Source organism: Kitasatospora sp. NPDC052868 (genome assembly GCF_044547105.1).
In the GTDB taxonomy this organism is placed as follows: Bacteria; Actinomycetota; Actinomycetes; order Streptomycetales; family Streptomycetaceae; genus Kitasatospora.
Genome location: NZ_JBITZW010000009.1, coordinates 21,834 through 41,017 on the forward strand (window position 1 = coordinate 21,834; position 19,184 = coordinate 41,017).

12 protein-coding genes and 1 pseudogene are annotated in these 19,184 nt (G+C 71.6%); 4 read left to right on the forward strand and 9 right to left on the reverse strand.

The window, feature by feature from the left end; translation table 11 throughout:
* Positions 1-356: 356 nt before the first annotated feature.
* A pseudogene (locus ACIGZJ_RS17105) lies at positions 357-1,223 on the forward strand (ISAs1 family transposase); the annotation flags it as partial.
* A gap of 483 nt (positions 1,224-1,706) precedes the next feature.
* On the opposite strand, the gene ACIGZJ_RS17110 reads toward ACIGZJ_RS17105, so the two are convergent.
* A complete protein-coding gene (locus ACIGZJ_RS17110; RefSeq protein ID WP_396458188.1) occupies positions 1,707-2,450 on the reverse strand; it encodes a hypothetical protein in 744 nt (247 codons plus the stop codon).
* A 787-nt stretch (positions 2,451-3,237) separates the two neighbouring features.
* Here ACIGZJ_RS17110 and ACIGZJ_RS17115 point away from each other — a divergent pair.
* The gene (locus ACIGZJ_RS17115) at positions 3,238-3,423 is read left to right on the forward strand and encodes a DegT/DnrJ/EryC1/StrS family aminotransferase (RefSeq protein ID WP_396457948.1); all 186 of its coding nucleotides are present in this window, start codon (positions 3,238-3,240) and stop codon (positions 3,421-3,423) included.
* Between the two features lie 76 nt (positions 3,424-3,499).
* On the opposite strand, the gene ACIGZJ_RS17120 is transcribed toward ACIGZJ_RS17115, so the two are convergent.
* The 5 genes from ACIGZJ_RS17120 to ACIGZJ_RS17140 all read right to left on the reverse strand — a co-directional run bounded on the left by ACIGZJ_RS17120 (position 3,500) and on the right by ACIGZJ_RS17140 (position 8,797).
* Positions 3,500-4,672, reverse strand: coding sequence for a UDP-N-acetylglucosamine--N-acetylmuramyl-(pentapeptide) pyrophosphoryl-undecaprenol N-acetylglucosamine transferase (locus tag ACIGZJ_RS17120; protein ID WP_396457949.1), 1,173 nt, complete (start codon positions 4,670-4,672; stop codon positions 3,500-3,502).
* Between the two features lie 449 nt (positions 4,673-5,121).
* Positions 5,122-6,132 (reverse strand): hypothetical protein, encoded by a 1,011-nt coding sequence (locus ACIGZJ_RS17125; RefSeq protein WP_396457950.1) that lies wholly within the window; start codon positions 6,130-6,132, stop codon positions 5,122-5,124.
* Between the two features lie 302 nt (positions 6,133-6,434).
* Positions 6,435-6,788 carry a hypothetical protein gene (locus ACIGZJ_RS17130; RefSeq protein ID WP_396457951.1) on the reverse strand — a complete coding sequence of 118 codons (354 nt, stop codon included), beginning with the start codon at positions 6,786-6,788 and terminating at the stop codon, positions 6,435-6,437.
* Positions 6,789-6,929: 141 nt separating this feature from the next.
* On the reverse strand, positions 6,930-7,289 hold the full coding sequence (locus ACIGZJ_RS17135) for a hypothetical protein (protein WP_396457952.1): 360 nt from the start codon (positions 7,287-7,289) through the stop codon (positions 6,930-6,932).
* A gap of 1,361 nt (positions 7,290-8,650) precedes the next feature.
* Positions 8,651-8,797: a hypothetical protein gene (locus tag ACIGZJ_RS17140; RefSeq protein WP_396457953.1), complete on the reverse strand. Its 147-nt coding sequence runs from the start codon at positions 8,795-8,797 to the stop codon at positions 8,651-8,653.
* A gap of 161 nt (positions 8,798-8,958) precedes the next feature.
* On the opposite strand from ACIGZJ_RS17140, the gene ACIGZJ_RS17145 reads away from it, so the two are divergent.
* Both ACIGZJ_RS17145 and ACIGZJ_RS17150 read left to right on the forward strand, forming a co-directional pair.
* Entirely contained in the window at positions 8,959-9,297 is a 339-nt protein-coding gene (locus tag ACIGZJ_RS17145) for a hypothetical protein (protein WP_396457954.1), read from the forward strand.
* Positions 9,298-10,100: 803 nt separating this feature from the next.
* Entirely contained in the window at positions 10,101-10,328 is a 228-nt protein-coding gene (locus ACIGZJ_RS17150) for a hypothetical protein (RefSeq protein WP_396457955.1), read from the forward strand.
* 520 nt (positions 10,329-10,848) lie between these two features.
* On the opposite strand, the gene ACIGZJ_RS17155 is transcribed toward ACIGZJ_RS17150, so the two are convergent.
* From ACIGZJ_RS17155 to ACIGZJ_RS17165, 3 genes are all read right to left on the reverse strand, one after another.
* Complete coding sequence (locus ACIGZJ_RS17155) at positions 10,849-15,846, reverse strand: RICIN domain-containing protein (RefSeq protein ID WP_396457956.1); 4,998 nt, start codon at positions 15,844-15,846, stop codon at positions 10,849-10,851.
* Between the two features lie 945 nt (positions 15,847-16,791).
* Positions 16,792-18,564, reverse strand: coding sequence for an SMI1/KNR4 family protein (locus tag ACIGZJ_RS17160; protein ID WP_396457957.1), 1,773 nt, complete (start codon positions 18,562-18,564; stop codon positions 16,792-16,794).
* Positions 18,565-18,860: 296 nt separating this feature from the next.
* Positions 18,861-19,175 carry a hypothetical protein gene (locus ACIGZJ_RS17165; protein ID WP_396457958.1) on the reverse strand — a complete coding sequence of 105 codons (315 nt, stop codon included), beginning with the start codon at positions 19,173-19,175 and terminating at the stop codon, positions 18,861-18,863.
* Positions 19,176-19,184: the final 9 nt, after the last annotated feature.

The following is a 19,184-nucleotide window of genomic DNA, read 5'->3' on the forward strand; positions in this document are numbered from 1 at the left end:
GACCGACCAACGCCCCACCACCCACCCCATCAAACAAGGGCAAGGGGCTCCAGGCAGGGCTGATGCGTTCTCAGCTGGCGGGATGGACCGGTTCGTCGGCTCTGGGGCCTGATGGGCGGTTTACCGGAGTGGAAGCAAGAGACGCGACGCCAGATGATCAAGGCTTCTGAGGCCGAAGATCGTCCTGGAGTCGCGTCCGCGTGTCATCCTCCCTGATCACCGTCCTCGCGCGCCACTGCGAGGGCGGCAGCGCCCCCTGCCCGTCTGTCGAACCGCACGAGCTGGCCTCGCTGTCCGAGGTGCTGGCCGCCGTGCCCGATCCACGTCGGGTGCGCGGGCGCCGCTACCGCATCGGCGTGCTGCTGGCGCTGTGTCTGACGGCCGTGCTCGGTGGGGCCCGCTCCCTGGCGCAGATCGCCCGGTACGCCGCCGACGCCGATCCGCACGTCCGTGCCGGGCTCGGCCTCACCCGCGCGGTGCCCGACGCCTCCACGCGCGGGCGACTGCTGGCCCGCATCGACGGCGACGCGCTGGACGACGCCGTCGGCGCCTGGCTCGCCCGCCATGCCGCCGATCCCGTCAAGGAGGACGAAGCCCTGGTGGGCCTCGCCGTGGACGGCAAGGCGGTGCGCGGCTCACGCACCGACAGCAGGACGGCTGTCCACCTGCTGGCCGCCGCCCTGCACGGCAGCCAGACCGTCATCGCCCGGCGCCAAGTGGCGGCCAAATGCAACGAGATCCCGGCCCTGGCCCCGTTGCTGGCCCGCTTTGACCTGCGCGGCGTGGTCGTCACCGCCGACGCGATGCACACCCAGCGCAAGACCGCGAAGAAGATCATCGCGGCTGGCGGGCACTACCTCCTGGTCGTCAAGGGCAACCAGGAGAGGCTGCGCCGACAACTGCGCCGCCTGCCCTGGCAGCGGATGCCGCTGCTGGACCGCACCCGCACCGCCGGGCACGGGCGCCGAGAGGGCCGGCGCCTGAAGGTGTGCACCGTCGAAGCCGGGCTGCTGTTCCCGCATGCCGTCCAGGCCATCGAGATCAAGCGACGCCGCGTCAGCACCAAGACCGGCAAGGTCCAGACGAAGACGGTCTACGCCGTCACCAGCCTCACCCCCGGCCAGGCCGACCCCGCCCGCCTGGCCGAACTCGTCCAGGGCCACTGGTCCGTGGAAGCCCTGCACCACGTGCGAGACGTCACCTTCGCCGAGGACGCCTCCAGGGTCCGCACCGGCAGCGCGCCCCGCGCCATGGCCACCCTGCGCAACCTCGCCATCGGCCTGATGCGCCAGGCCGGCTGGACCAACACCGCCGCCGCAGCTGACCACTACCGGTCACGCCCCGACCACGCCACCGCGCTTCCTCAAGATCACCTGCTGAGAACGCATCAGCCCTGCCGGAGCACCCCGCAGCGGCCCCGGCCCCCGGACCGCCCGCCGAACCCCGGCCGGCCGGGGAGGCGGCCACACGCCGTCACCGAAACCGGCACGCCCCGGAGTGCCGCCAGATCGCCGGACAACCGGCCACCCGCCCGGATTGGTCTACCTGAGAGCATTTCAAGCGCTCGAAACGCCCTCAGGTCACAACCGGGAACCAGAGCCGGAGCAGGGCGGGCGGCCCGGCGCAGTACCGTCACAACCCGCGTGTCACGGAACCCCCAGACATGCCGAGGACGGCCCCGGAACGGGCAGGCGAGGGCACGGGGTTCAGCGAACAGGCGGGGGCGCGGCCGGCGCTCCTTGCTGCCTCCGCAAGCGCAACGCCTTCGCGGTCTTCGCGGCCAGTCGCGGGTCGTCGAGGACTCGGGCGATGACGGCTTCGTCGCTCATCTCCCCGTGCTGGGAGGGCAGCGGCGCGCAGATTTGCTCCAACTCGTCCAGCAGGGCCGCGATGTCGGCGCCAATACCGGTGCTCTCCTCCTCGACGTCCTCCTCGCCGTACACGCCTTCCACCAGCCCGACGGCGATCCGAAGGTGTGCGACCACCCCGGCCATCGCCGCCCGGTCCTCGGGAAAGGCGAGATCGGGGTGCTTGCGGGTGGGGACGTAGACCTTGCGCAGTGCGCCGACGGCCTTGCCCAGCTCCTCAAGGACCACGGTGTACAGGTCGCTGTCCAGGTTCTCCAACCCAGGCAGCGCCGCGTACGGCTGGCCGGACGCATCCTGCGGCCTCTGCCCGTCGACACCCAGCTCCTGCAGCCCGACGACCGAAGCGAGCGTGCTGACCGCTCCGGACAGATACCGGCAGGTGTCCCACAACAGGCCCTGCTTGCGGCGCACCGTGGCCGCCCGGTCGTTCGACGAGGAGGCGTTCTCCTCATCGCCGGCCAGCGCCCCGGCCTCCCGGCCCAGCAGCCGGTGCGCAGCGATCAGCGCCACGGCGGCCCTGCGGGCAGGTGTCGCCTCCTTCCCGCTGTCCGCCCCGACCGCGCTCTCACGCTCACTCGACACGTCGTTCCCTCCCACGCCGCCCATCGACGGCGTCGACCTTTCCCGCATGTCGCCGGAGTCGGCGACGGTACCCGTGGGCCGTCGCCGGGAACGGCGACGGCAGCTGCTACCACAGCGCTCAACGACCGCCCCCGAGCTTGGACACGGCATCGGACACCGCCACGCCTGGGAAGCACCGGCAGGGGCCGGAACAGATGCCCATGCCCGCGCCGGTGGTCGCCGCCAGCCGGGAACCGGCCGCGGGCGGGCAGACGGCCGACCGGGCAAAGGCCGGGCCGGGCAAACGAGCAGGCGGGGCTGAATAGACCAGCATCAAACTCGCATGGGGCCGGCTCTGCGGCTCCTTCACCGACACCCCGGGCGTGTTGGCGTACATCGACATCCACGCAAGCGGCCTACTCAACCTGACCCCCTGACCCCGAACCCGCCCCGGCCGGGGCCCACCCGGCCCGCAACGGCTGCCGCGTCAGAGCCAGCCACGCCACACCACGAGACGGGCAAGCAACGGCAAGGCAAGGTCCGCCATGGGATGGCATTGAAGTCCCATCCGGGTGATAGTCAAACAAAACGGCAACAAGCACCACCACCCGAGTCCGAGCCATGGGGCATCGCTACAAGATCAGGAGACAGACGTGCAGCCCGCCGAAAATGCTCCCCAATTCATTACTGCCGCAGCCACCCTTGGCAGCGCCTCCCTCACCCTTTTCGGATTTCTCCTGGTCAACAGTTACCGTCGCCAGCTCAACCTGAAGACTGCCGAGCGTCGCCTCGCGGCATACGCGGCTTTGTGGGAAATCTCGACCCGCCCAACCACCTCCAGCCCGCCTTCGCCCCGTGGCGGCGCGACCTGCCCGTCACCGAGCAGGCTGGACGGGAGATCCTGTCACTGCCCTTCCACCAGTACATGACCGAGGACGACGTACGCCACGTCACCTCCGCCCTCAAGGACGCAGTGGAAGGGAAGCGGCGGTGACGCGGGCCCTGCCCGCCGGCCGGTAGCTGCGGCGCATGGGAGCCCGGGGCGGACCTCCGTCCCGGGCTCCTGTCTGTCAGTGCCCGGCGGCGGCCGAGAAGAGCAGGTCCACCAGCCGGTCGGCGGCATCCGGCCGACCGTAGGAGCGCGCCCGATCCGCGATGGCCGTGCGGCGGCGCGTGTCGGTCAGAAGCGGGCCGACCGCCTCGCGCAACTGCGCCGCCGTCACCGTCCCGAGGAGCGCGACTGCTGCTCCGGCGTCGTGGAGGTGGCTCGCGTTGTGGGCCTGCTCGTTGCCTGCCGAGGTGGCGAGCGGGATGAGGACGGCGGCCTTGCCCAGGGCAGTCAGCTCGGCGATCGTGCCCGCTCCGCTGCGGGAGATCACCACGTCGGCCAGTGCGAGGACGTCGGGCAGCTCCGAACCGACGAATCCCGTCAGCAGGTACCGGGACGCCAGGTCGGCGGGGAGGGCGCCGGCGCGGGTGCGCAGCGCTTCGACGTTTTCGGGGCCGCATTGGTGGATCACGTTGGCACCGCCCAGCAGCCACGGCAGCACGTCGGCCACGAGGCCGTTGATCTGCTCCGAGCCCTGCGCGCCGCCGGTGACGTACACGGTCGGCATGTTGCGGTGGAAGCCGTGCAGCCCGAGGGCCTGGATCGCCTTGTCCGCGTGGCCGGTCAGCACCTCGGGGCGCACCGGGTTGCCGGTGACCACCGCCACCTTGCGGGAAGCCTCCGACAGCAGCGGCAATGTGGAGTCCGAGGAGACGGCGATGTGCGTCGCCTTCCCCGCGAGTGTCCGGTTGGCCAGGCCCAGGCGGACCGTCTGCTCGTGGACGACGAGCGGTCGGCTGCACAGCGAGGCGGCCACACCGACCGGAACGGCGACGTACCCGCCCGTCGCGAGCACCACGTCGGGGCGGAAGCGGGAGACCACGGCGCGGGCCTGGGCGATGCCGAGCGGCACGCGTGCCATGTCCCGCACGTTCGCGGGGGACAGCATCATGACCGGGTTGCGGTGGCGTCGGATCTTTCCCGTGGCGACCGGCGCGAAGGCGATCCCCTCGGCCGCCGCGACGCGGGACTCCAGGCTGTCCGCCGTTCCGGCCCACAGCACCTCCAGCGCTCGGCCCGCCGCGGCGAGCCGAGCCTGGAGGGTCCGGACCGCGGTCAGGGCCGGGTACGTGTGACCACCGGTGCCGCCTCCGGTAACGATCAGCCGGAACGGCTCGCTGCTGTGCTGCGTCACGGGGCGCTTCCTCTGTTCGCGGACGTCGTCCGGTCCACGCTAGCGCCTGCCCGCAGAGCCCAATTCTCGGCGGCTGCGATCCTGGTGGCGTAGACCCGGTGGGCCACCCCCGCTGGGCTCCACCGCCGCGGAGCCGCGCAGGTCCCCGCCTCTACCGGGCGGCTCCCCCGCGCCCGTAACGCAGGCCGCTCCGGCGGACGCGGTGACGCCCCGGGACCGCGCGGTAAGCCCTCCTAACATTCGGATTTTCAGAGGAAGTTGAGGTCTCCGTGGCAAAGTCTCCCGGCGTCGGCAGACACCCTGATCTGCCCGACACGCTCGTCCACTTCACCGGTCGGCCCAGGGGCGCGTACGGCGCGCAGCCTCCGGTCTTCGCGGAGGGGACGGCGCAGGAGCGGATGGTGAGCATCCTCCTGGAGGGGAAGCTGCGAGGGGCTCGCCACAGCCGGTCACAGGCGACTGCGGCGCGCCCTGGGCCGGGCAGGCGGGACCCGGTCTCCGCCCAGGGCGAGGGCCGCTGCGCGGGTGCGCTCCAGCCAGTCGGACACCTGGCGCAGCGCGGTCGCCTCGAGGTTGCGGGTGAGTTCGCGGACGGCCTGGTGGTCGTCGTCGGCCAGGGAGTGGAGGCCGGCGCGGGCGAGGGCCGTGTAGAGGGGGTCGGCGGCGGGGCCGGCCAGGCGGCGGTGCGCGGTGTCGAGGGTCTGCCAGGCCTCGTGGGCGGCCTCGCGGGCGCGGTCGGCGATGTCGCGTCGGTGGCGCTCGGCGCTCAGGGCCCGCTGGAGGTCGAGGTCCCGGTCCGTGTCGTAGGCCGTGTGGACGTCGGCGGCGAGCTGGCCGCGGATGCGCTGCCACTCCTCGGCAACGACCGCGGCCCGGGCTGCGGCGTCCTCGTCACCGGCGTCGGCGTAGCGGTCGGCGACCCGCAGCTCGATCTGCGCGGCGGCGAGGGCTTGGTCGATGGCGTCCAGGGTGAGCCCGGCCGCCCGGCGCCGAACGCGGCTGCAGACGTCATCCAGGAGACCCTCCTCCTCGCCGTCGGCCTCCTGCCCGTACGCCTCGTGCTCGTCGGCGTGGCCGTCGTTGCCGGGGTGGACGGGGTGCTGGGTGAGGGCCGCGTGCAGCGTCGCCCCGGCCTCCCATGCCTCGGCGTGCAGCACCGGCTGCTCCCGTCCGTCCGAGCCCATGGTGACGACGAGTCGGCCTTCCACCAGGGCCGCCCAGCCGTCCAGGCCGTCGACGTCCCTCTCCACCCAGCCGCGGGCGAGGCCGGCGCCGTGGTGGAGGGTGCGGATCCCGTCATGCCCGGACCAGCGCAGCCACACCGTGTCGCGTACGAGCGGGGCGTCGAGGATCGCGCGGCCCAGGTCCCGGTCGGCAGGTGCGGGCCGGGTGCAGACGGTGGACAACTCCAGCCGGGGTACGGCGGCATGGTCCGGGGCGGGGCGCGTGGTGTCGGTCATCGTGCGAGGCCTTCCGAGGCGCCGGCGACAGGTCGCGGGGCGGGCTGCATGCCGTCGGCCAGGTCGACTGGTGAAGAGGCAGTATTCCAACCCTGCGCTATTCGGACCGGGATAAGCGCGCTGCCTATGCCTTGGTGGGCCTTGAGGATCGTTGGCGGCTGGGCTAGCGTTCGGGGACCTGCCAGCACCGGCACCTCCAGGAAGTCGACATGCCTCGCCGAACACCGGGCGAGATCAGGTCTCAGCTCCCGATTCGGGACACAAGGCACGCCAGACGCACCGTCATACGAGGGCTGTCAGCGTCAGCGAACCGACAGATAGCCGCATTCGAGCGCGAACGAGGCTTGCCGAGAGGTGATGTCGCGCTCGCCTTCCGACGCTGGGCTCTGCGTGCCGGGCGGCCCCGTAGCGCTGAGGAGTGGCGCTACGGATACTCCGACGTCCCAACCGGGCACATCCGCACGCTCCTGGAAGTGGCGGCATGGAACCTGCGCTCCCGAGCTCGGCGCGAGCTGCGTGCCGAGCTGGCTCCCGTCGACGCCCGAGTCCTCTAGCCTGGCGGCGGCGACGCGGTGATGGTCCGCTTTGCCGGCCTGATCGGGCAAGTGGCAGGACCAGCCCGCACACCCGTCGATGGTCACCGCCAGGTCGTTCACGTCCTCAGCCGGGCCGAATGTCCCAACCGTGCGTGCGGGGTCGTCGATTAGCGCCGGGTGGGTCCGCCGTCCGGCGGACCCACCCATGCCCGACTATCCGGTCTCAGTGATTTCGGACATACCAAATGTGGCGCCGCACTATCACGGTATGAAGATGTACCAGCCGGGGTAGGCGCCACCGACGGGCTCACAGTCCCAGACGCCCAACTGGCCGGAAGCCGCAACGTAATTGCCACAGGCGCTACCGCTGGAGTACGGGCCGTACCCGGAGACACGGCCGGTTACCGCGTACCAGCCGGGGTAGGCGCCACCGACGGGCTCACAGTCCCAGACGCCCCACTCGCCGGAAGCCGCAACGTAATTGCCACAGGCGCTACCGCTGGAGAACGGGCCGATCGGTCCGGGGTAGCTGTTGGACGCGCTGGCGGTGGTAGTGGTGCCGGCCAGCGCGGCCAGGGTCAGTGCACCGGTCATGGCGACTGCGCCGAGCATCCTTTTCATGGAAAACCTCCTGGAATATAGGCCCGACGGCACCGGGATCCCGTAGTGCAGCCCGCCCCCGCCTAGGTTCGGCGCCAAGAGTTACATGACTCAACAAGATCATGCGACGACAATCAAGAAGTAGGAGGCTGCTTTCCGGAACGAGGTGGGCGTGAACCCCATCTCGCAAACGACCCTTTCCGGGAGAAAACTCAGAAAGGGTCGACGCGACCGGCTCGGATGCCCCGATCGGTTTCCCAGAACTCGTTCTTACGCAAAGTGATGGCTGACTCCTGTTGGGAGGGGCAGGGGCGGGCCTGGTCCGGCAGCTGTGACTCCGGACCAGGCCCACCTTCGTCTCGGTGCCCGTCAGCGGCGGCCTCGACTGCTGCTCGGGGAAGAGCCCCGGCGCCAGGTCGAGGGCGCCCGGCTGCGGAAAGTCTCCCCGGACAGCACCGCCTGCCGGTTCTCCTCGAACGCCGCGGCCGACCCGCCGTCGCTGCGGGAGCCGGGGGAACACGCAGTCGGTGTGCGCCCACCCCGCGAAAATCTTCGTCACCCGGGTCTTCGCCGGGTACGCCTTCTCGCACATCGGGCAGCGACACCGGCCCACTCTTCGGGTAGGCGCCCAGCAGGGTGACGCGCTCGTGCTGGAGCTGATCCCGTATCCCGGCGAGCACCTGCCCGAGCCGCAGGTGCTCGTGGTGGGTGAGGCCGGGCTTCTTCGGCATCGAGGGCTCCTTCACCATCGGGGTGGCCGGAGCGTACCGCCTCGCGCCCGCCGGGCCGCAGCGATTCACCCGATCGGGGAGCGGCGCCGGTGGACGAGCCCTAGCGGGCGAGCAGCGCGCGGCGGCCGGCCACCTCCCGCTCGCGGTGCGGGGTCTTCGTCTCGGCGGTGCTCTGATCGCTGTAGGTCAGGACGCACAGGGCCTGCGGCTGGGCGCCGCACTGGGTGCACGACAGGAAGCGCCAGGGTCCGTCCCGGCCGGGACGGACCCGGACACCTTCGGCGGCTTCGCCGGGCCGGCGGGCTTCGGTTTCGGCCGGGCCGCTTGGCGGTGGCGTGCGGGTCGCAGGCCCGGTGGACCGGCTTGCCCCGGGAGCGGCCCTGGACGCCGTACACGGGAGGGGAGTCCGCCGTCGCCTCGCCGCAGATCGCGCAGATGAGGGGTCCGCGACGGCGCTGCGGCTTCTGCGGGGCCCTCGCCTTCTGCGCCGGGACCACCCTGCTGCTCCCGTCCGCGCTGGTGACGGTGACCGGGGAGGCCGGTGCGACGTCGTACTCGCGGAGCGTGGGGGTGGCGGTGTACTTCTGGCCTTTCCGGCCGCCCCTGCCGATTCGTCTGGTGTCGCCTTCCCTGCGATACCCAGGGGCGGTTTCAGCTCGCGGGTTCCAGGACGGGGTTGAGGGCGAGGCGGTTGTCGGTGGGGTGGTGACCCTCGGGACTGAAGGGCGGGACGGTCGCAGACAGGCAGTCGGCGATCAGCAGGCAGTCGTGGTGGCGGTCTTCGGCGGTGGCCGCCACCAGAGTCCCAGCCCGGGGTCCGGCTCCCGGCGGCGGCCCCACCGTGCCGTGGCCGTCGCCCGGTTGTACGGTGGCGGGGCGACGAGGAGGCGGGGACGGTGCAGGGTGTGGGGCCGCTGGTGCGGGTGAGCGACGGGCCGGGTGGGCTGACGGTGTGGGGAGTGGCCGAGCCGGAGCGGTGGGCGGTGAACGTCAATGTGATGGTGGAGGCTGGCGAGGACGTCGGGGCGGTGGATCTCGACCTGCTCAGGGAGGTGCTGACGCACCTGGAGCAGGCGGTGGAGGAAGCCCGGCGGTTCGTCTGCGCAGCATGGGATATGACGGAGAATCAGGCCGGTTTGGACGCACCGGAGGTGAACGTCTACGCCGACGGCTGGATGCTGCGGTTCGCGGAGGGGGCACCGCCGGCCTGCGAGCCCTTCGGGGTGGGGGTGTGGTTCGACGGGCTGCGGCCGGTGGGGGTGGAGGACCTCAGCGAGGTGGAGGAGGTCACGGACTGATCGCCCGCCACTGGGCCTCGTCCCACTGCTGGAGAGCGGCCAGGGCAGCGAAACGGTCGGCGTGGTCGGCCGGGGCGGCAGGTAGTCGGCAACCGGGGTGAGCAACGGCGTGCCGCTATCCGGCCCCGGCAACAGGCCGACCTCGACCGCGGTCGGCTCGCCGAGGCAGCACTGCACTCGGCCGAAACCCGCGCCGAATTCAAGGGTGCCTGCGATGCCCTGCGGGCGCTCAGCGCCGCCGCCCTGACACCAAAGCAGCATGACCGGTTGGCCGCGCTCCCCACCGCGGACCGCCGCCTGGTCACCTCCGGGATCGACCACGCGATGATCCGCGAGGACGAACAGCTGTGCCCCGCGCTGGCATCTGCCCTCGACCGGGTCGGCTGAGGCCAGACCCTCTGGACGGGAACCGCCCGCCGACCGCTGCTCCGGAGCGACGGAACAGTCGACTGGTAGACCAGCCGACCAACCAGGGTCTGGACAACACAAGCTTGGTGACGGAACCACTCGGCGAAGCGCCCCGGCCGCCGGCCCGCACCGGAGAACCAACACCAGGCCCAGCACAGCCACCCCACCCCCGCAGCGGGGCGGCTTGTCGCGACCTCCGCGTTCCGTCGCTGTGGGACGGTGACGGACCATCCGGCGCGGCCCCGGGGCGAGCTCGGCCGGCCGGGGTCCCGGAGCCGGGCAGAGCCAGACCCGCCAGGGCCCCGGGGCACCGCTGGCACGACCACTCCACCCACACCACCCTGACCGCCCGCTGGCACCGCCGCCGGCACCTCCTCCAACACACCAACCCCGACGTGCAGCCCGTCACCGGCTCCTGGACACTCCTGGCCCGAGACGCCGTCACCTACCCCGAAACCGTCACCCTCGCCACCACCCAGCCATACCCGACACCCCGCCACGGCCGCCCCCACCCGGCCATCCGCGCCTTCCTCGACCAGACAGCCTCCGCGCTCGGCCTGCCCCACCTCGCCGCGTTACCCGGCAACCTCCTCACCACCTGGACCCACCACCACACCCGATAGACCCCCAGGCCAGCCTGCAGCAGCCACCCCGACCCATCCCGGCGCATACAGGGCTCTCAACCAGACCGCGGAAAACCCCACCACATCTCACGCGATCCACCGATTCTCAACCAACCACCAAAACCCGCAGGTCAAACCACCCTGACACCCCGGAAGGCAACACCTCCAAAAGCACCCGCCGCCCCCGAACACGACCCACCACCACCTGGCCCTTCTCAACCAACCCATCAATCCCCAGCCCAGGAACACAACAAGTCAACGAATCACCACCCCGCCGCAGCTGCGCATGCGGTGCGGGCTGAGCGTCCACGACCCCGACCACCTGACCGCCGTCGCCGACCAGCTCAACCGCCGTCCACGCAAAACGCTCGGCTGGGAAACCCCAGCCGAGCGCCTCGCCAAACTCCTCGCGGCCCAGACAACCGACCACGTGTTGCAACGACCCCTAGAAACCGCCAGGGGGTGCGGGCCTTCGGCGTCGCCGGACGCCGTCAGCGGCGCGACCGGTCAGGAGCATGCCTCAGAAGCACTTGATCCTGCCGCAGTTGGGAACGGAGATCTTGTGCTGGGTGCCGGCCCTCCACTCCAGGCGCGGGACCAGACCGATCCAGGTGAGCAGCCCACCCATGCCGATCGAGGCCAGGTTCTGGTCGCTCCACCAGACCGAGAGCGTTCCCGACTGGTTGATCTCCAGCCAGGCGTTGGTGTAGCCGTTGGTGCCGGAGGACCAGCAGGACTGGTTGCCGACGCCGTAGACGACGAAGTTGCCGTCCGTCTGCATGGTCGCCCGGGTGCCGCAGCCGGCGGTGTTCGGAGCGCTCCACTCCTTGACCCGGTGCTCCTGGCCGAGCTCGTCGACGCTCGTGTACCAGAGCGCCAGTTCGCCGTTGTCCTCCAGCTTCAGGACGGTCCACTGGTCCGGGTTGCCGGTGGCCTCGAAGGTCTGGCCGCGGCAGATGGTGAAGTTCCTCCACATCCAGCTCCCCTGGCGCTCCGCGCCGGGGGGCTGGAGGGCGCAGTCGGAGGACGGCTGGCCACCACCACCGGTGTTGCCGCCTCCACCGCCGCCAGTGCCTCCACCGCCGCCGCCGGTGTTACCGCCACCGGAGCCGCCGCCGGCACCGGGGGTCGGGCCGTTCTGGACGTTGTCCATGCGCCAGCGCTGCTTGTCGGAGCCGTCGCACCGCCACACCCCGAGCTGCTCACCGGCGTTGTTGGCGGTGAGGCAGCCACCGTCGGTGGCGCTGATGATCCAGTACCAGCCGTTGCCCGCGTCGCGGAAGGACCAGCGCTGGTTGACGTTCCCCTGCTGGTTCTGCGTCAGGTGGGTGCGGTGGATGCCGGGGTTGTGGTCCATCACCATGCCCTGGCCCGGCGCGGCCTTGCCGTCCGTGAGCAGGGTCTCGATGATCCACTGACCGTTGCCCGCGTCCCAGAACGCCCACCGCTGGGCGGCGCTGCCGTTCCCGCCCAGTGCCTTGATCGAGGTGCCGGAGGCGGTGTTGGCGCCGTCGAGGTCGGCGACCAGGCCGTTGTTGTTCGACCGGAGCGTGGCGACCTGGCTGCTGCCGATGTTCGGGCCGACCACCGGACCGCCGGGCGACCCGCCGGATGATCCGCCGCCGGGCTGGGGCTGCGGCTGGGGAGCGGACGGCCCCTGGGCCACGTTGTCGAGGCGCCACTTCTGGCGGTCGCTGCCGTCGCAGGGGCTGACGGCGAGCGATTCGCCGGGGTTGTTGGCGGTGAGGCAGTTGTTGTCGGTGTCGCTGGTGATCCAGAACCAGCCGTTCCCGGCGCCCTGGAAGGCCCAGTGCTGGTTGGCGTTGCCGTCCATGGTGCGGATCAGGTGGGTGCGGTGGTTGCCGGGGTCGTGGTCCATGACCATGCCCTGGCCGGCGGCGGTCTTGCCGTCGGTCAGGAGGGTCTCGATGATCCACCGTCCGTTCGCGGTGGCCCAGAAGGCCCAGCGCTGGGCGTCGTTGCCGTTCGCGCCGAGCGCCTTGATCGACCTACCGGAGTTGGTGCTCGAACCGTCGAGGTCCGCGACCATCCCGTTGTTCCCGGAGACGAGGGTGGAGACCTGCCCGGCTCCGATGCCCGGATTGACCACCGGGCCGGTGCCCGGCTTCGGCGCGGGCGGCTGGGCGGCGCGAGGCGGGACAGTGCCCAGGCCCCAGCGCTGCGAGTCGGACGCGTTGCAGTCCCAGATCTGCAGGGCGGTGCCGTTCGCGGAGTTGCCGCCGGTGACGTCCAGGCACCTGCCCGAGGCGGGGTTGACGAGCGAAAAGTTGTCGCCCTGCTGCCAGTTCTGGGCGGAGGTGCCGTTGCAGGTGTACAGGTCGACCCGGGTGCCGCGGCCGGTGAAGCCTCCGGTCACGTCCAGGCACTTGTCGAACGCCTTCAGGGTGAAGACGCCGCTGCTCGCGGACGGGGTCCAGCGCTGGGAGCGGGTGTTGTTGCAGTCGTACAGGTCGATCGGGGTCTTGTCGGTCGTGATGCCGCCGGAGACGTCCAGGCACTTGCCCGGGAACGCCGAGTAGACGGGCACCGAGCCGGCGCCACCGCCACCGTCACTGCCGGTGGGGCCGGTCAGGCGGAACTTCTGGCGGTCGGAGCCGTCGCAGGTGCCGACCGTCAGCGGCTGGCCGGAGGCGGACAGGGTCAGGCAGCCGCCGCCGTCACCGTTGGTGACAGTCGACCAGCCGTTCCCGGCGTCGGCGAACTTCCAGAGCTGGTTCGTCCGGTCCGCCGCCACTGCCTGGAGCTCCGTGCGGTGGGAGGTGGTCTCGTGACCGAGGACGAGCCGCTCCTCCGGGCGGTTTCCGCCGTAGGTGAGCCGGGTCTCGATCAGCCAGTTGCCGTTGCCCCGGTCCCAGAACGCCCAGCGTTGGGAGTCGGTCGGGTTGGGCTGCCACGCCTGGACGGGCGTGCCCACGGCGGGCACGCCGCCGCGTACGTCCGGCACCAGTTGGGCGTCGACGGCGGAGACGAGGCCGATCCCCTGGGTCGGCTCCGCCGGCGAACCGCCGCCGGGGCCGCTGCCGGGCCAGCTGGGCCCGCCGGGGCCGCTGCCGCCCCAGGAGGGCAGGCTGGGCAGCCAGGGGAAGCCGATGATCGGGATGCCGGGGAGCGAGGGCAGGGACGGTCCGCCGCCGGGCGTGCCGCCGCTACCGGGGTCGGGAGTGCCGGGATCCGGCTTGGCGTCGTCGTCGGCAGCCGGATTGTTGGTGTCCGGCGACTCGCACTTCTTCGGCTCCTCCGGGGCCTTGGGCGGATTGGCGGACGCGGCAGGGTCGTTCGGGAAGCCCGACGTGGTCGGCCACGGCACGTTCGGCAGGCCGGGCAGCGACGGCCAGGGGATCGTCGGAAAGCCCGGGATCGACGGCCAGGCCCAGATGGACTGGTCCGGCAGATCGGGCCACAGGACGGACGGGAACGAGGGCGCGCCCGGCCACGTGATCTTGGGCATGGTGGGGTGGCCGGGGAACGGAACGTTCGGATTACCGGGGACGGAGGGCCACTTGACCTGCGGGAACCCGGGGACGGTCGGCCAGGCGAGGCCCGGGTGGTCCGGGATCGCCGGGTCGGTGACCGCTGGGAGGCCGGGGACCAGGGCGGTGCCGTCGTCGTTCCCGTTGCCGGGCAGTGGCAGCACCGGCCACGGGGCGTCGGCGTGTCCGGGCATCGCGGGCCAGGGGATGGTCGGGAAGCCCGGCACGGAGGGCCAGGTGGCCTCGGGGTGGCCGCCGATCGTCGGCCAGGGCCGGCTCGGCACGGTCGGGAACCCGGGCCAGCGGATCTCCGGCAGGTCGGGGTGGCCGGGCATCGGGATGTTCGGGTAGCCGGGGACGGACGGCCAGGCGATGGCCGGGTGCCCGGGCAGGGACGGCCAGGTCAGCTCGGGGTGGTCCGCCACCGTCGGCCAGGGGGTGTCCGGGAATCCCGGAACGGCGTGACCGGGCCCGTTGCACGGCATGGACAGCCGCCACCGCTGCCGGTCGGACCCGTCGCAGGTCTTCGTGGTCAGCCCGGCCCCGTCTGTCGAGGCGGTGAGGCAGGCCCCGGTGGACGCGGCGGTGATCTGATACCAGCCGTCCTTGTCGGCCGGGGTGAACTTCCAGCGCTGGCCCGGACTGCCGTCGGGCTTTCCGGCGGCGTCGTTCTCGATCGGGCGGATCGCCACCTGGTCGCCGTAGGTGGGGAGGCCGAGCACGCTGCCCTGCCCCGCGGGGGTGGTGCCGTTGGTCAGTCCGGTCTCGATCACCCAGGTGTCGTCGGACTTCTGCCAGGTCGCCCAGTTCTGCTGCGGGGCACAGGCGGGCGCGGCCGCGCGCACCCCCGTACCGGCGGTCGGCGTACCGCCCGTCACGTCGGCGACCAGGTTGCCGGAGGCCGAGGTCAGGACCGAGGTCCTGCCGTGCTGCGGTGCCGAGGCGTCGGTGCTCGCAGCTGTCTGCGGGGTGCCGGCGTCGGACGTGGTGCCGGGGTCGGTCGCGGTGGTGGGGCCAGACGCGGTGGTGGGGTCAGACGCGGTACCGGCGTCGGACGCGGTGGTGGCAACGGCCGGTACGGCCGCGGCGAGGGGAAGCGGCTGCAGGCCCGCCGGACAGTGGTCCCGCGCGTTCTGACGGCGCTGGGGATCCTGTTCAATCCGGAACCCGACAGGCCGGTGGTCAGACTGGTTGTCGGTGAAGTAGCCCTGGACGAAGGCGCTGTAGTTCTGGGCTATGCCCGTCGGGTCACTTGCGACCATGTAGTCCAGTTCGCGGTTCCCCAGCCGACTCACCGGCCGGGTCTCCTGGCCGCTCGCTATCAAACGCCACGTGGGGTGGAGTGCGATCGTCGCGGCCAGACTCCCGGGGGTGCGGTTGAAGTCGCCCATGACCGCCCACTTCTGCCCCGGCTTCGCCGCGTCGAGCGCTTCGAGCTCCTCGATGGCGTCGGCACCACCGCCCGTGAGCATGTGCGCGCTGTAGAGCCAGGTGTCGGCGATCTTGATGCCGAGCATGGGCTTCGGCTTGTAGTTGCCGTTGTTGAAGCGGTCGCGGCGGCCGATCACGTCGACCTGGGTCTGATCGTGGACATCCAGGTCCTGGGCGGCCAGGAAGGCGAGATTGGTGTTCTGGCTGCCGGTGTTGAGGTAGTAGACGTAGACGTCACGCCCACCCGCGGCGAGGGTCCGGAAGCGGTGCTTGCACACCGAGTACACGTTGGGAGTCTGCCCCGCGACGCCCTCGTCGCGGGTGAAGTCCCCGCAGTCCACCGCGAGGTTCGCCGGCATGTACCGGTAGCCGTCCGCGCGGGTGGGGCCCACCACCTTGTCCGTGACCTCCTGGAGGGCCACGGCCTCCCGGTCCACCATGAGGTACTTCAGCGCGATCGGCCAGTTGTTCCCCGTCTTCGCCATGTTCCAGGTCGCCACCGTGCGGTCGGCCACCGCGGCGGACGCGGGCGGGGTGAACACCGGGAGGAACTGCAGCATCGTGGCGAGCAGGGCCAGGATCAGGACGACCGTCACACCCGATGTCCGGGGCCGCGTGGGGAACGGTGGTGCCGCCGGGTTTCGTACCGGCCGTGGTGGGCTGTGGTGTTCGAGCATGCCGTCCTCACATCGCGGGAACTGGACCGGCTCCCGCAGGACGCGGTTCGCCGACCGGCACCGAACCAGGCGGACGTATACACGGCATCAACAGCCGAACGACGTCGCGCCGGGGGGAACACCCAGCGGGCCTGCGCCGCCGCAACCCGCGAAGGCCCGCCCCGGGTAGGGGAAGCGGGCCTTGACGGTCGGGGCGCTGCAGCGCTGTGTGTGGAAGTCAGGCTGCGGTCGGGTCCGGCTCCAATTGGAGCCAAAGTGGAGGATCCCCCCGGGGCACCGCCCGGGGACGGCCCCGGGGACGGCCCCGGGGATGCGCAGCGGGCGGTTTCGCCTCGCCGGGGCCCGTACGCGCGCCGTGACGGCGCCTGGGCACTGCCCGGACCACTACTCGCCGCGGGCACGCCGTACGCGGCGGCTGGCGGTGCCGAACCGGGGCTCAGGCCCGCAGGGTGCCGAGGACGGAGACGGTCGCCTCCGGTGCCGGGCGGGCGGGGCCGGCGGCGTCGGTGCCGGGCGGGCGGGGCCGGCGGCGTCGGTGCCGGCCCCGCCCCGGCGGCCGCCCGCGCGCGGCCGCCACACCACCGACCTCGGGCGTACAGGACACCCTGGGTACTGCTTCGCTCTGGTGCCGAAGTCCCGCAGAGAGAAGTAGTCGGTGTTCCGGAGAGCGGTTGTCCCCTGTTTCTGACCTGCGGCATCAAGGTGTGCGGGGGGCTGTCGCGACGCAACCTCTGGCGCAACTTCCGGAGCGACCCCCGGGGCAACCTCTGGCACAACCTCCGAAGCAACCAGTCGAGCGGGGGTCAGTGTGCCGGGACTCGATAGTTGGCCAACGGGACAGCCTTGTTGGCCAACCGGGACACGCTAGTCGGCCAGGTCCATCGCCAGTTCGTCGCGCCAGTGCACGGACATGCGCAGGCTCAGGACCGTCTCCGCCGCCGCGGGCAGGGGCAGCAGCAGGAACCGGCGCAGGGCCCCGGCCGCCGTGTCCCGTGCGTGCCACGCCGCGAGGTCGGCCGCGGTGACGGGCGCCGGGCCCGGTAGGTGGCGGGCCTCGTCGAGGAGTCCGCGGACGGCACGTGTCTCCGCCCGGATGGTCCGCATCCGCAGATCGAGGGCCCCGTCGGCCGTCAGGTCGACCGGCTCGCCCCGGCCGGCCTGCTCCAGCGCCTGGGCGATCTCCGGATAGCCGTCGATTCCGGTCTCCGACGCCAGCCGGACGAGCTGCGCCGCCACCGCGGAGCGCAACCGCTCCGGCGGGGTCCGCTCCACAAGGGCGCCGAGGTCGAAGTCGCGTACGACAGTGACCGGGTGCCGCGCCTCCGGCACCTCGTCGAGGACCGGCAGCAGCAGCGCGCTGGCCAGTGGCGCCGGCGCGTCGTCCGCCGGATCCCAGCCGATGCCGTACTCCACCGCCAGACCCGCCAGCAGCCGCGCGTAGGCGACCGTCGAACCGGGCCAGGGATCGACGCCGATCCGCTGCCACTGCTGTCCGTCGGGGGCGGTCACGTAGTCCTCGCGCGGCGATTCGACCCGGTGGCCCGCCTCCGGCCGCTCCGTGCCGTCCTCCACGACGGTCACGCGCACCTCCGGTCCTTGCTTCGCCAGCCGCACCACCCGGGTTCCACGGGACAGCCGTCCCAGTACCTCGGGACGGTCGAACTGGGCGTCACCGCCCTCCTGCGTGGCATACGACCACCCGCCGCCGCAGGACCCGGCCCGGACCATCGGGCGGTGCGCGGCCCACGGTGCACCGGCGGACAGCCGCGCCTGTTCCCGGCTGCGGGGCCCGGCAGTCGCAGGCATCGAGCCCAGCCGGTCCAGCAGTTCCCCGGGGTCGATGTCCGCCACGAACACGACGTCCGGCTGCACGGCCGGTGCGGGCCCGGATCCGAAGAGTCCGCCGCTCCCGAAGCTCGCGACGGCGTATGCCCCGTCGGGCTGCGGGACGGGCGGGGCCGGCTCGGCCTCGGGTGGGACCTGCGGTTCGAGGGTCCCGGCGGCGATGTCCAGGGCGGAGACCGGGTCGGCGACGACCGTCACGCCGCCGTCCCAGATCAGCCGGCCCTCGTGGGCCAGGGGTATCCGCCCGCCGAAGGGCAGGCCGTTCTCCAAGGCCGTGGCGAAGTCGGAGAGAACATGCCGCAGTCCCGGCCAGGGAGTGAAGGACGAGCCGCTCTCGTCGAAGTACCGGCCAACCCGCCCGTGGTGCGGGCCGGGGCGGGTGACCAGGAAGAGTCCGTCGGAGGACTGCCAGCCGATGCCCAGGGTGATCAGCAGTCGTTCGCGAGCCCAGTACGCGTACTCGTCGCGTTCCTCCTCGGCGAACTCGGCCTCCTCCTCGGCGGCGTCCTCCCCCACCTCGCGCAGGAACTCGGTGCTCCGGACGATGTCCCCGAGTCCGGACGGTGGTCCGTAGTGGTCGAGCCGGAGCGTTCCGTCCTGGAGCTCAACACCGTCGTGCCGCAGCAGCGACGTTCTCAGGTCGGGCGGGAAGGCTACCCCCAGCCGGAGTTCGGCCGCCGCGATGTCCGCAAGGAGGGCCGGCGGTCGCAACAGCCCGTGGGTGACGGGGGCGTGTCGCGCGAGCCAGCTCTCGATGCGGTCCCAGGACTCTTCGACGGTGAACGTGATCATGCCCGGCACCCTAGACACAGGCGCTGACACCCGGGCGGCGTCGTCGTCACTCCGGCCAAATAGCCTGTCCCCTTTGGCCAACTAGCGAGTCTAGGCACACCCGAGCGGACCGGGCAGCGGGCACCAGGACATCTGTCCCGTCTCAGGCGATCTGGTCCCTGTCTCAAATGATCTGGTCTGATTCGCTCGGTGTCTCAGATGATCTGGTCCGCCAGGACACTCGCTGTCCGGTCCCAGCGGACCTGGCGGTGTCTCACTCGTTTCCGGTGTAGTCGACCGATTGGCGGCGCTCGTGGCTAACCGGGAGCTTGAACGCCCTGGTCGTCCAACGCTTCGGCCACGCGTGCGACGAAGCGCCTCAGTACCGTAAAGGGGACTGTCTGCTCAGGATCGAAGCGCACATAGGGCGGCTTCTCTACGTCCGGGTCGTGGGCGACCACAGTGACCGCGACGATGCCGGGCATAACGGCGTCCTGATGGGGTGTCCCCACCCAGGCGGACGGTACTTCGCGAGCCTCACTCAACTCGAAGATCCAAGCTTCCTCGGACTCCACATGAGCCGTTTGAAAGCAGTAGTAGTCGCCTTCGTCTTCCCATACCTCGGATGCCATGCAGGCATG